This is a genomic window from Bordetella petrii, from assembly GCF_000067205.1.
Classification (GTDB): Bacteria; Pseudomonadota; Gammaproteobacteria; order Burkholderiales; family Burkholderiaceae_B; genus Bordetella_A; species Bordetella_A petrii.
Genome location: NC_010170.1, coordinates 4933565 through 4945550, shown reverse-complemented (window position 1 = coordinate 4945550; position 11986 = coordinate 4933565). Strand labels below are relative to the sequence as shown.

The 11986-nt window shown below is 66.4% G+C and carries 11 protein-coding genes; 4 read left to right on the top strand and 7 right to left on the bottom strand.

The genetic code is table 11. The annotated features are described in order from the left end of the window. Positions 1 to 20 precede the first annotated feature (20 nt). Positions 21 to 1451, top strand: a complete 1431-nt coding sequence (locus BPET_RS23720; protein ID WP_012251510.1) for an aldehyde dehydrogenase family protein — start codon at positions 21 to 23, stop codon at positions 1449 to 1451. Between the two features lie 1025 nt (positions 1452 to 2476). Here BPET_RS23720 and thiC read toward each other — a convergent pair. Next, the gene (gene thiC / locus BPET_RS23710; protein WP_012251509.1) at positions 2477 to 4390 is read right to left on the bottom strand and encodes a phosphomethylpyrimidine synthase ThiC; all 1914 of its coding nucleotides are present in this window, start codon (positions 4388 to 4390) and stop codon (positions 2477 to 2479) included. A 315-nt stretch (positions 4391 to 4705) separates the two neighbouring features. Between thiC and BPET_RS23705 the strand changes: the two genes are divergently transcribed. Next, on the top strand, positions 4706 to 5299 hold the full coding sequence (locus BPET_RS23705) for a SecDF P1 head subdomain-containing protein (protein WP_012251508.1): 594 nt from the start codon (positions 4706 to 4708) through the stop codon (positions 5297 to 5299). 69 nt (positions 5300 to 5368) lie between these two features. On the opposite strand, the gene BPET_RS23700 is transcribed toward BPET_RS23705, so the two are convergent. Continuing rightward, the gene (locus BPET_RS23700) at positions 5369 to 5809 is read right to left on the bottom strand and encodes a helix-turn-helix domain-containing protein (RefSeq protein ID WP_012251507.1); all 441 of its coding nucleotides are present in this window, start codon (positions 5807 to 5809) and stop codon (positions 5369 to 5371) included. A gap of 76 nt (positions 5810 to 5885) precedes the next feature. Here BPET_RS23700 and BPET_RS25615 point away from each other — a divergent pair, with 76 nt between their 5' ends. Beyond that, positions 5886 to 6629, top strand: a complete 744-nt coding sequence (locus BPET_RS25615; protein ID WP_012251506.1) for a response regulator transcription factor — start codon at positions 5886 to 5888, stop codon at positions 6627 to 6629. Positions 6630 to 6666: 37 nt separating this feature from the next. Here BPET_RS25615 and proB read toward each other — a convergent pair whose 3' ends face one another. The 5 genes from proB to BPET_RS23670 all read right to left on the bottom strand — a co-directional run bounded on the left by proB (position 6667) and on the right by BPET_RS23670 (position 10617). Continuing rightward, positions 6667 to 7803 carry a glutamate 5-kinase gene (gene proB, locus BPET_RS23690; RefSeq protein WP_012251505.1) on the bottom strand — a complete coding sequence of 379 codons (1137 nt, stop codon included), beginning with the start codon at positions 7801 to 7803 and terminating at the stop codon, positions 6667 to 6669. Between the two features lie 67 nt (positions 7804 to 7870). Beyond that, positions 7871 to 9007, bottom strand: a complete 1137-nt coding sequence (obgE, locus tag BPET_RS23685) for a GTPase ObgE (protein WP_012251504.1) — start codon at positions 9005 to 9007, stop codon at positions 7871 to 7873. A gap of 70 nt (positions 9008 to 9077) precedes the next feature. Further along, complete coding sequence (gene rpmA, locus BPET_RS23680) at positions 9078 to 9338, bottom strand: 50S ribosomal protein L27 (RefSeq protein WP_012251503.1); 261 nt, start codon at positions 9336 to 9338, stop codon at positions 9078 to 9080. A 37-nt stretch (positions 9339 to 9375) separates the two neighbouring features. After that, positions 9376 to 9687 (bottom strand): 50S ribosomal protein L21, encoded by a 312-nt coding sequence (gene rplU / locus BPET_RS23675; protein WP_012251502.1) that lies wholly within the window; start codon positions 9685 to 9687, stop codon positions 9376 to 9378. A 159-nt stretch (positions 9688 to 9846) separates the two neighbouring features. Beyond that, on the bottom strand, positions 9847 to 10617 hold the full coding sequence (locus BPET_RS23670; protein WP_041863238.1) for an IclR family transcriptional regulator: 771 nt from the start codon (positions 10615 to 10617) through the stop codon (positions 9847 to 9849). Positions 10618 to 10732: 115 nt separating this feature from the next. Between BPET_RS23670 and BPET_RS23665 the strand changes: the two genes are divergently transcribed. Further along, complete coding sequence (locus BPET_RS23665; protein ID WP_012251500.1) at positions 10733 to 11890, top strand: fumarylacetoacetate hydrolase family protein; 1158 nt, start codon at positions 10733 to 10735, stop codon at positions 11888 to 11890. The last annotated feature ends 96 nt before the right edge of the window (positions 11891 to 11986 follow it).

Genomic DNA, 11986 nt, shown 5'->3' with positions numbered 1-11986 from the left:
CACCCTACGGGAAGAGACACATGCATGCGAATTACATAAACGGAGCCTGGGTCGACGGCGTTGACACGCGCAACAACATCAATCCGTCGAATCTGGCCGACATCGTTGGCGAATATGCCCAGGCCGACGCCGCCCAGACCAGCCAGGCCATCGCGGCCGCGCGCGCCGCCGCGTACGACTGGGCCCGCACCACGGGCCAGCGCCGCGCCGACATCCTGGACGCCGTGGGCACCGAGATCCTGGCGCGCAAAGAAGAGCTGGGCCGCCTGCTGTCGCGCGAAGAAGGCAAGACCCTGCCCGAAGGCATCGGCGAGGCCAGCCGCGCCGGCTACATCTTCAAGTTCTTCGCGGGCGAAGCGCTGCGCATCCAGGGCGAGAAGCTGCCCATGACGCGTCCGGGCGTCGAAGCCGACGTCACCCGCGAGCCGGTCGGCGTGGTGGGCATCATCGCGCCCTGGAATTTCCCCATCGCGATCCCCGCCTGGAAAATCGCGCCGGCGCTGGCTTACGGCAATACGGTGGTGTTCAAGCCCGCCGATCTGGTGCCGGGCAGCGCCTGGGCGCTGGCCGAGATCCTCAGCCGCGCCGGACTGCCTGCGGGCGTGTTCAACCTGGTCATGGGCCGCGGCGGCATCGTGGGCCAGACCATCCTGGACGACAAGCGGGTCGACGCCATCAGCTTCACGGGCTCGGTCGCCACCGGCCGCCGCGTGGCGCAGGCCGCCATGACGCGCCTGGCCAAGGTGCAACTGGAAATGGGTGGCAAGAACCCCATGGTGGTGCTGGACGACGCCGATCTGAACGTGGCTGTGGAAAGCTGCATCAATGGCGCGTTCTTCTCCACCGGGCAGCGCTGCACGGCTTCGAGCCGCCTGATCGTGCAAAAGGGTATCTATCCGCGCTTTGTCGCCGCCATGCAAGAGCGCCTGAAAAGCCTGAAGGTGGACGACGCCCTGCTGGCCGGCACCGATATCGGTCCGGTGGTCGATGAAAGCCAGCTGGCGCAGAACGAACAGTACGTCAGCATCGGCCGCGAAGAAGGCGCCAAGCTGGCCTATGGCGGCGAACGCGTCAAGCGCGCCACCGAGGGCTTCTACATGACGCCGGCGCTGTTCGTCGATTGCAGCAACGACCTGCGCATCAGCCGCGAGGAAATCTTCGGCCCGGTGGCCGCCGTGATCCCGGCCGATTCGTTCGAACATGCGCTGGAGCTGGCCAACGACACCGAGTTCGGACTGTCGTCGGGTATCTGCACCACGTCGCTGAAGTACGCCACGCAGTTCAAGCGCGATTCGCAAGCCGGCATGGTGATGGTGAACTGCCCCACCGCGGGTGTTGATTACCATGTGCCGTTTGGCGGACGTAAGGGTTCGAGCTACGGGTCGCGTGAACAGGGCCGCTATGCGGCGGAGTTCTATACCAGCGTGAAGACGGCGTATACGGCGGCGTGATTGACGGGGGGCGCCGGCGGTGCTCGTGGCGTTGTTGCTAGTGATGTGGTTGCTGGTGGCTTTGTTGCCGGCGGGGGCGTTGCTGGTGGCGCAGTTGCTGGTGGCGTCGTTGCGGGTGGAGTCGTTGCGGCGGGCGGGGAGTGGGTGGGGCTTCACGGGGTCGGTCTGGCGCCTCCGCGCCAGACACCGCTTCGTCAACCTCGTCGCTGCGCTCCTTCGGTTTCCCTCGCTCGCCCCCGAGGCGCCCCACCCACTCCCCGCCCGCCGCAACGACTCGCTGTAGCGCTTGCTCGCGGCATGGCTGGGGTGGCCGGGGTTCTTTTGCTTCGTGGCCGCGGTATCGAAAAGAGGAAGAATGCACAAGCCGCGCGGGCAAGCCGCCCCGCGCGGCTTGCCCGCGCATTCGGCCGTGGTTTGCGGAGGTCGTTTGGGGGCGCGCTTGTTTAGTGTCTGCCAGGTGTCAGGCTCCCGAAGGGTGCCTGACACCGATGTGTGCAATGACTGTCTCAACAATACGGTGTCAGGCACCCTGCGGGAGCCTGACACCTGTCATGTGGTTTGAAAGCCAGACACTTGGCATGTGATTTGAAAGCCTGACACCTGTCATGTGGTTTGAAAGTCAGACACCTGGCATGTGGTTCAGTCGCCAGACACCTGTCAAACGTGCCATTGACGGGTGCCCGTCCTATTCGCGCCACCCGTCAACCTGCTGCCATCCGAATGCCAAGGGGCGCCGCGCAGGGCGGCGCGCCTTGGCGGCCCTGCACGATCTTTTTTTCCCAGCGCGGTGACTCCCACGAAGCAAAAGAACACGATTCGTCCCAACGGACCGGAAAGGGACAGCTACTGCAAGTCGAGGCCGTGCCCGGGATCGGGGGGCGGGCGCCTCGGGGCCAAGCGAGGGAAACCGAAAAAGCGTAGCGACGAGGTTGACGACGCGGTGTCGGCCGCGAAGGCGGCCGACTGGCCCCGTGAAGCCCGCCCCCGATCCGGGGCGCGGCCTCGACGCCAGAAGAAACCCACCCTCAAGTCTGGTGGTAAATCTCCGCCCCCTTCTTCACAAACTCCACAGCCTTCTCCTGCATTCCCTTCTGTAGCGCCTCTTGCTCAGCCACGCCCTGCGACGCCGCATAATCCCGCACGTCCTGCGTGATCTTCATGCTGCAGAAATGCGGCCCGCACATCGAGCAGAAGTGTGCCACTTTCATCGAGTCCTTCGGCAAGGTCTCGTCGTGGAACTCCTTGGCGGTGTCCGGGTCCAGGCCCAGGTTGAACTGGTCGTCCCAGCGGAATTCGAAGCGCGCCTTCGACAGCGCGTTGTCGCGAATCGCCGCGCCGGGGTGCCCCTTGGCCAGGTCGGCCGCGTGGGCGGCGATCTTGTACGTGATGATGCCGTCCTTCACATCTTTCTTGTTGGGCAGCCCCAGGTGTTCCTTGGGCGTCACGTAACAGAGCATGGCCGTGCCGTACCAGCCGATCAGCGCCGCGCCAATGCCAGAAGTGATGTGGTCGTAGCCGGGAGCAATGTCCGTGGTCAGGGGTCCCAGAGTGTAGAACGGCGCCTCGTGGCAGTGTTCCAGCTGCAGCTCCATGTTTTCCTTGATCATCTGCATGGGCACGTGGCCCGGCCCTTCGATCATGACTTGCACGTCGTGCTTCCACGCCACCTGCGTCAGCTCGCCCAGGGTTTTCAGCTCGGCGAATTGTGCTTCGTCGTTGGCGTCGTAGCCCGATCCCGGACGCAGGCCGTCGCCCAGCGAGAAACTGACGTCGTAGGCCTTCATGATTTCGCAGATTTCTTCGAAACGCTCGTACAGGAAGCTTTCTTTATGGTGTGCCAGGCACCACTTGGCCATGATCGAGCCGCCGCGCGACACAATGCCGGTCATGCGGTCGGCCGTCATGGGAATGAACGGCAGGCGCACGCCTGCATGAATCGTGAAATAGTCCACGCCTTGCTCGGCCTGCTCGATGAGCGTGTCGCGGAAAATCTCCCAGGTCAGCTCCTCGGCCTTGCCGTCCACCTTCTCCAGCGCCTGGTAGATCGGCACCGTGCCGATGGGCACGGGCGAATTGCGCACGATCCACTCGCGAGTCTCGTGGATATGCTTGCCGGTAGACAGGTCCATGACCGTGTCGCCGCCCCAGCGGATCGCCCAGGTCATTTTCTCGACTTCTTCGCCGATGCCCGAGCTGACCGCCGAATTGCCGATATTGGCGTTGATCTTCACCAGGAAGTTGCGGCCAATGGCCATCGGCTCGACTTCGGGGTGATTGATGTTGGCCGGAATGATGGCACGGCCGCGCGCCACTTCGTCGCGCACGAATTCCGGCGTGATGATGGTGGGGATGGCCGCGCCGAACGATTGCCCCGGATGCTGGCGCTGCAGGCGGCGGGCCAGCTTTTCGCCGTCCGGGCCGCTGGCGCGCAGGGTTTCCAGGTACTGTTCGCGGCGCAGGTTCTCGCGAATGGCCACGAATTCCATTTCGGGCGTGACGATGCCGCGGCGCGCATAGTGCATCTGCGACACGTTTGCGCCCGCCTTGGCGCGGCGCGGCGGGCGCTGCAGGTCAAAGCGCATGGCCGTCAGCTTGGGGTCGGTCAGGCGCGACTTGCCGTATTCGCTGGTGGGGCCGGCCAGCAGTTCGGTGTCGCCGCGCTCTTCGATCCAGGCCTTGCGCAACGCCGGCAGCCCTTGGCGGATGTCGATGCGCACGTCGGGGTCGGTGTAGGGGCCGCTGGTGTCGTACACCGTCAGGGGTGGATTGCGCTCGCCGCCGAACATGGTCGGCGTGTCGTCTTGCGAGATCTCGCGAAACGGCACGCGAATGTCCGGGCGGGAGCCGGTTTCATACACTTTGCGGGACTTGGGCAGCGGCGCGACCGCGGCGGCGTCGACTTCGGCCGTGGCGGCAAGGAACTTCGGATTGGCGTTCATGGAAAGCTCCAATGATGAATTTGGAGCCGAATCGGGATGAATTCCGGCCGTGCAGGCAAGCTGGCCTTGGCGGGCGGCGCGGAATACGCTCCCAGCATCGGCATTATCCGTACTGGTACGAAGGGACTCTCTCAACACGCCGGCCTGGCCGGCGAGTACCCCTGCGTGAACCCGCAGTATAGGCCGTATTAACGCTTTACATCTGCATACGTTGGGGACTATCGGTCGACGCCTCAGGCCTGTACACTTTTTTGTAACGCCGGGATGCACGTAGCCTGGCATGCCGCCCCCCAGTCATTGAAGAAGGAATCCGATATGCAACCCTCCCTACGTAAACTGGCCCCGGCTCTCGCAGTCCTCACGCTCGTGCTCGCGGGCTGCCAAACCGCCCCCCAGAAAGACGCCGGCGCGGCGGCCCAGCAGCCCCAGGCCGCCCAGCCGGCCACGGCCGCCGTGGTCGAATTCTATGTGGCCCAGGCGCAGGCCGGCCCCGGCCTGATGGAAGTCAAGATCCCCGATGGCTCGCTGTTCATGCAGCGCCAGCCCGTACTGACCCGCGGCGACCTCACCGAAGCGGCCGCCCTGGTCGATCGCAAGGGGCAGAACTTCGTGGGCCTGCGCTTCACTGAAGAGGGCGCCCGCAAGCTGAACGACGTCAGCAGCCAGAACATCGGCAACATGCTGGCCCTGGTGATCGATCGCGAACTGGTTGCCGCCCCGCGCATTGCCGAGCCGCTCAACCGCGGCGTGCTGGCCTTCAGCGTGTCGTCGGCCCAGGCGGCTTCCGAAATCGCCGCCAAGATCCGCGGCGATCAGCCCGCTGCCAACGGCGCCAATGGCGGCAGCGCCACGCCGCCGTCGCCGGCTTCGCCCACCGCGCCGGCATCCCAGGTGCCCAAGGCCCAGTAAGACGCAACACAACCTCGCGTGACCCTTTGCATGGCGCCCGCGGGCGCCATGCTGCATTGCAGGCCCGGCTCAGCCGCGACGCTTGCGCCCTTTGCCCTCGCTGTAGGCCTGCAGATAGCCGTCCATGATCAGGCGCAGCCATTTGTCGAGCTCGCGCCGGTCAGCGGCCGTCAGGGCATTGATCTGCATGGGCGGCACGCTGGGAAACGGCCAGGATGTCTGGGGCACGGATTTATCGCCGGCAGCGCCGGGGTCCATCAGCGTGTAGGCGTCGCCGGCGCCCGGCGAATGCGCCTCGCGCTTTTCCATCGGACCCTTGCCGGTATCCAGCCAATCCAGCTCGACCCGCAGCACCTGCGCGATCTTGCGCAGCGAACGGCTGGAGCGGCGCGAACCGCTTTCATAGCCGGAAACCGTGCTTTGCGATAGTCCGCAGGCGCGCGCCAGCGACTTCTGCGTATGGCGGCGCAGTGTCCGGGCGTGCTTCAATCGGTCCGAAAATGTTTTCACCGGTCGATTGAACCGTGCAGCAAGATTACTTTGGCGATCATAATTATTACTTTTGTAATTTTCGCGCGGAGAATCCATGCAAGCGGCTATCGAAGCCATCGTCATCCAGGGCGGCGTGCCGCGCCGCCCGCATCTGTCCAGCGCGCTGGCCGCCATGGGTTGGTCGGTGCGCGAATGTTCCGCCGTCGGCGGCCTGGGCAACCTGGTCGACGCCCGCCCGCCACAAGTCATGATGCTGGAAGGGCCCGCCCAGATGCTGTGCACCCTGGCCGGCATTGCGCGCTTTACCGCGCCTCGCGCGGCCCTGATCGTGCTGGCCGACGATACCGAGCTCGAGGCCCGCGTGCTGGCGCTTGGGGCCGGCGCCGACGTCGCCTGCCCCCTGCAGATCGACCTGCGCGAGCTGGCCGCGCTGGGGCGCGCGCTGGCACAGCCGCGCCGCGACGACGTCAGGCCTGCGGCGCCGGTTACGCCCGGCTGGCACCTGATCAGCGGCGGCCGGGTGCTTGCCGGGCCGCGCGGCCAGCGCCTGCCGCTTACCTTTACCGAAAGCGCATTCTTCCTGCGCCTGCTTGGCGCGCCGGGCCATCGGCTGCCGCGCGAGCAACTGGCGGCCTCGCGCAACGCGCGCGGGTCGCATTCGGTGCGCAGCGTCGACGTCATGGTGTCGCGGCTGCGCAGCAAGGCGCAGCGCTTGGGAATTGAACTGCCATTGTTGGCGGTGCGGCAGTGGGGCTATATCTTCCTGGCCGACAGCGCCACCGGCCACGTCGACGCCGCCGCGGCTATGGCTGCCGACTGGCCGGGCGGCATGCCCTAGGGCTGGTTCACGCCAAAGACTGGGCGCAGGCGGGGCGCTAGATCACCACCAGGTTGTCGCGGTGCATCAGTTCGGGGTCGGTCATGCTGCCCAGAATGCGCGCGATTTGCGACGACGGCTGGCGCAAGATGCGCCGCGTGTCGGCAGACGAATAGTTGATCAGGCCACGGGCGCATTCAGCGCCCTGCGGGTCGATGCAGGCCACCACGTCGCCGCGCTCGAACTCGCCCTGCACGTCGATCACGCCAATCGGCAGCAGGCTCTTGCCTTCGTGCAGCAGGGCGCGCACCGCGCCGGCGTCCAGCACCACCCGGCCGCGCAGGCGCAGATGATCGGCCAGCCATTGCTTGCGCGCCGACCACACCGGCAGCACGGCCCGCAGTTCCGTGCCGATGCACTCGCCTTGCGCCAGGCGGGTCAGCACGTTGCGTTCGCGGCCCGAGGCAATTACCGTATGCGCGCCGCTGTGCGCGGCCCGCTTGGCCGCCAGAATCTTGGTCAGCATGCCGCCGGTGCCAATGCCCGAGCCGGCGCCGCCGGCCATGGCTTCCAGCTCCGGGTCGCCCGCTTGCGCATGCGCCACGAACACCGCGTCCGGGTTCTTGCGCGGGTCGGAATCGTACAGGCCGCGCTGGTCGGTCAGGATGACCAGCGCGTCGGCCTCGATAAGGTTGGTAACCAGCGCGCCCAGGGTGTCGTTGTCGCCCAGGCGGATTTCATCGGTGACCACCGTGTCGTTTTCATTGACGATGGGCACCACGCCCAGGCGCATCAGCGCAAACAGCGTGCTGCGCGCATTCAGGTAGCGGTGCCGGTCGGCCAGGTCTTCGTGAGTGAGCAGGATCTGCGCGGTGCGCAGGCCGTGCTCGGCGAACGCGGCCTCATAAGCCTGACACAACCCCATCTGGCCCACGGCGGCAGCGGCCTGCAGTTCATGCATGACGGATGGCCGCTTGCGCCAGCCCAGGCGCGCCATGCCCTCGGCGATGGCGCCGCTGGACACCAGCACCACTTGCTTGCCTTGCTGGCGCAAGGCGGCGATCTGGGCCGCCCAGTGCGCCACGGCGGCGCGGTCCAGGCCGCGCCCTTCATTGGTGACCAGGGACGATCCAACCTTGGCCACCAGCCGGGTGGCGGAGGCAACGACGGAAACAGCGGTAGTGTCGGCAGTCATGGCGATGACCGGGGTGTTGCGGTAATAAAAAGCCGCGGCGCGGCGGGGACGAGAATGCGATTATGGCTTATTCGTCACCGCCACGCGGCGCCCCGGGCGGGGCCGCATCGCTGCGCGTGGCGTCGAAGCGCGGGTCTTCGGCCACGTAGGTGCCGTCGGCCTGGTCCTGCGCCAGGTTGGCCTTGCGCTGTTCGGCGTCCAGGTAGTCTTGCAGCGCCCAGATCAGTTCCTGGGTGCCGTCGCCGTTCAGGCCCGATATGACGAACACCGGGCCTTGCCAGCTGAACTGCTCGACGAAACGCTGCCGCGCGGCGTCCGGATCGGCCACCATATCCAGCTTGTTCAGCACCAGCCAGCGGGGCTTGTCGGCCAGTTCGGGGTCGTAGCGGCGCAGTTCTTCGACGATGGCGCGCGCATCGGCCACGGCCTGTTCGATGGGATCGGTGTCGGGATCGGGCGAAGAAATATCGACCAGGTGCAGCAGCACACGGGTGCGGGCCAGGTGGCGCAGGAACAGGTGGCCCAGGCCGGCGCCTTCGGATGCGCCTTCGATCAGGCCCGGAATGTCGGCCACCACGAAGCTGCGTGAGGCCGAGGTGCGCACCACACCCAGGTTGGGGTGCAGCGTCGTGAACGGGTAGTCGGCCACCTTGGGGCGCGCATTGGAAATGCGGCTGATCAGGGTGGACTTGCCGGCATTGGGCAGGCCCAGCAGGCCGACGTCGGCAAGCACTTTCAGCTCGAGCCGCAGGCGGCGCTGCTCGCCTTCTTTGCCGGGCGTCCATTGGCGCGGCGCGCGGTTGGTGCTGGACTTGAAATGCAGGTTGCCCATGCCGCCCTGGCCGCCGGCGGCCAGCGTGACTTTCTCGCCGTGGCGGTTCAGGTCGAACAGCAGTTCGCCGGTGTCGGCGTCGTGCACGACGGTGCCCACCGGCACGCGCAGGGTGATGTCGGGGGCCGCCGCGCCGTATTGATCGGAGCCGCGGCCGTTTTCGCCGTTCTTGGCCCGGTGCAGGCGGGCGTAGCGGAAATCGATCAGCGTATTGATATTGCGGTCGGCCACGGCGTAGATACTGCCGCCGCGCCCACCGTCGCCGCCGTCGGGGCCACCCTTGGGGATGAATTTTTCGCGGCGAAAGCTCGCCACGCCATTGCCGCCTTTGCCGGCGATGACTTCGATGGTGGCTTCGTCTACGAATTTCATAAGTAATCCTGAAGCAAAAAAGCCCTGCCGCATGCGACAGGGCTTTTGCCGTGCGGGTAACGGAGTGCCGTTACTCTGCGGCCACGACCGACACGACCTGCTTGTTCAACGCGCCCTTGAAGCCGAATTGAACCTTGCCGTCGATCAGCGCGAACAAGGTGTGATCCTTGCCGATGCCGACGTTGGTGCCGGGGTGGAAACGGGTACCGCGCTGGCGCACGATGATCGAGCCAGCCGGGATTTGTTGGCCGCCAAAAACCTTGACGCCCAGTCGCTTCGATTCTGAGTCGCGACCGTTACGCGTAGAGCCGCCGCCCTTCTTCTGTGCCATGTTGATAGCTCCTGCTAATCAATACCGGTCCGGGTCATCAAGCCGTGATGGCTTCGATGCGGATTTCGGTGTAGTTCTGACGGTGGCCCTGATGCTTCTGGTAGTGCTTGCGACGGCGCATCTTGAAGATCTTGACCTTGTCGTGCCGGCCATGCGCAAGAACCGTCGCCTTGACCACGGCGCCGGCGACGAGCGGGGTGCCAACTTTCAGTTGGTCGCCTTCGCCCACCGACAGGACCTGGTCCAGGGTGATTTCTTGCCCAATGTCAGCAGGTATCTGTTCTACCTTGAGTTTTTCGCCAGCGGCAACGCGATACTGCTTGCCACCGGTTTTTACGACCGCGTACATGGGGTATTCCTTAGGGTTTCGTAATACAGGTTTCGTATTACAGGTTTGGTACTGCAAAATCATCTGCCGGCTGCGCGCGCAGCAGATTCGGCATTGACCGAACCAAAGATTCTAGCCTGTGCCTGTGGAAAAGTCAAAAACCCCTTACGGGCCGGGCGCTTAGCAGGCTTGCGGCGCCAACGCCACGCGTGCGGCGATGGCCCGCGCCGCGCGCCGCACGCCCTGCGCCACGGCCTGCACGTGGACCGCGTCGAGGCGGTCGCCAGGAATCGACGTGCTAACCGCCACCCGCTTGCCCAGGGCGGTTTCGCCCACATACGCGGCGTAGCAGTGCAGGCCCGCGGCCACTTCTTCGTGTTCTTGCGCCAGGCCTTCGGCCCGCGCCTGGGCCAGCTCGCGCAGCAGGGCGGCGCGGTCGGTCTGGGTGCGCTCGCTGACCTGCACCAGCACCGGCGGCAGCGTCTCGGCCAGCACCGGCTCGGGCAACCCGGCCAGCAGCGCCTTGCCCAGCGCGCAGGCATGCGCGGGCAGGCGCGAGCCCAGTTCGGACACCAGCCGCACCGGCCGGCGTGCGTCTTCGCGGGCCAGGTAGACGACCTCGGCGCCGTCCAGCGCCGCCAGTTGCATGACTTCATTGTGGCGCTCGACGAACTCGCTGGCGGCCGCGCGAAAGGCCGCTTGTAGCCCGTCGTGCCGCAGGTAGGCCGCGCCCAGCGCCATCAGTTCCAGGCCGATGACGTAGCCATCGCCGGCGCGGTCGATCCAGCGCCGCCGCACCAGCGTGTCCAGCAGCAGGTACAGCGAACTGCGAGGCATGGCACAGGCGCGTGCCAGGTCGGTCGCGCGCAGGGGGGCGCGCTGGCTGGCCAGCACGCGCAGAATGTCATGAGCGCGCCGGATGGCCGGTACGTCGTAGTCGGGAGCGGGCATGGTTGTCCAATATATTGGATTAAAAAACATTATATTGGACATCGTCCGGGCGTCTTCCCTAGACTTGGGTAGCTAAGACGGGGCCGCCCTTTGCCCCTGCAACCGGAGCCCGCGCATGACCCCCTTGAACGACTTGCCCGTAGACCTCGACCGCGCCCTGTTGGTGGGCCGCGTCTGGCGCCCCGCCCCGATCGACGGCCCCAGTGTGGTGGCCGTGCGGCAGGGCCGGGTCGTGGACTTGACCCCCTTGGCGCCCACCCTGGCCGACTTGCTCGACCGCCCCGACCGGCTGGCCATCGTGCGCGAGGGCCAGGGCGAAGACCTGGGGCCGGTAGCCGAGCTGCTGGCGCGCAGCCTGGCGGGCGACGCCACCGCGGGGCCGGTGCTGCTGGCCCCGTGCGACCTGCAGCCGGTCAAGGCCGCCGGCGTCACCTTCGCGGTCAGCCTGCTGGAGCGCCTGATCGAAGAGCAGGCGGGCGGCGACGCCAGCCAGGCCGAAGTGGTGCGCGCGCGCATTCACGCGCTGATCGGTTCCGATTTGTCGCAACTACGGCCGGGTTCGCCGCAGGCCATGGCCCTGAAGGCCGAACTGCAGGCGCGCGGACAGTGGTCGCAGTACCTGGAGGTGGGCATCGGCCCCGACGCCGAGGTGTTTTCGAAGGCGCCGCCGATGGCCTCGGTGGGCACCGGCGCCTGGGTGGGGCTGCTGCCGCAGTCGGAATGGAACAACCCCGAGCCAGAAGTGGTGCTGGCGGTCGACAGCCGCGGCCAGGCCGTGGGCGCCACGCTGGGCAACGACGTCAACCTGCGCGACGTGGAAGGCCGCAGCGCGCTGTTGCTGACCAAGGCCAAAGACAACAATGGTTCGTGCGCCATCGGCCCGTTCGTGCGCCTGTTCGACGAGCACTACACGCTTGACGACATGCGCCAGGACGACGTGTCGCTGCGCATCGAGGGCGAAGACGGCTTTGTGCTGGATGGCGTCAGCCATATGCGCGAAATCAGCCGCGATCCGCTCGACCTGGTGCGTCAGGCCAGTGAATTCCACCAGTATCCCGACGGCTTCATGCTGTTCCTGGGCACCATGTTCTCGCCCACGCAAGACCGCGCCGGGCAGGGCAGCGGGTTCACGCATCGCCAGGGCGACGTGGTGCGTATTGCCACGCCGCGCCTGGGGGCGCTGGTCAACCGTGTGGGCCTGTGCAATGGCATCGCGCCCTGGACCTTCGGCGTGCGTGCGCTTTACGCAAGCTTGCGCAAACGCGGCCTGTAGCGCCGCGGGCGCGGCCACCGGCGCCGCGAGCGGGGACGCATACCCGTATAATTCGCCAGACCCCGGGTTCCGGCGCGGCAGGCCCGCGCCGGTGGA

Coding starts and splice junctions, on each gene's coding strand:
- BPET_RS23705 (WP_012251508.1), top strand. CDS start 4,706: ATGCAACCCTCCCTACGTAAACTGGCCCCGGCTCTCGCAGTCCTCACG.
- thiC (WP_012251509.1), bottom strand. CDS start 4,390: ATGAACGCCAATCCGAAGTTCCTTGCCGCCACGGCCGAAGTCGACGCC.
- obgE (WP_012251504.1), bottom strand. CDS start 9,007: ATGAAATTCGTAGACGAAGCCACCATCGAAGTCATCGCCGGCAAAGGC.
- proB (WP_012251505.1), bottom strand. CDS start 7,803: ATGACTGCCGACACTACCGCTGTTTCCGTCGTTGCCTCCGCCACCCGG.
- rpmA (WP_012251503.1), bottom strand. CDS start 9,338: ATGGCACAGAAGAAGGGCGGCGGCTCTACGCGTAACGGTCGCGACTCA.
- BPET_RS23670 (WP_041863238.1), bottom strand. CDS start 10,617: ATGCCCGCTCCCGACTACGACGTACCGGCCATCCGGCGCGCTCATGAC.
- BPET_RS23665 (WP_012251500.1), top strand. CDS start 10,733: ATGACCCCCTTGAACGACTTGCCCGTAGACCTCGACCGCGCCCTGTTG.
- rplU (WP_012251502.1), bottom strand. CDS start 9,687: ATGTACGCGGTCGTAAAAACCGGTGGCAAGCAGTATCGCGTTGCCGCT.
- BPET_RS23720 (WP_012251510.1), top strand. CDS start 21: ATGCATGCGAATTACATAAACGGAGCCTGGGTCGACGGCGTTGACACG.
- BPET_RS25615 (WP_012251506.1), top strand. CDS start 5,886: ATGCAAGCGGCTATCGAAGCCATCGTCATCCAGGGCGGCGTGCCGCGC.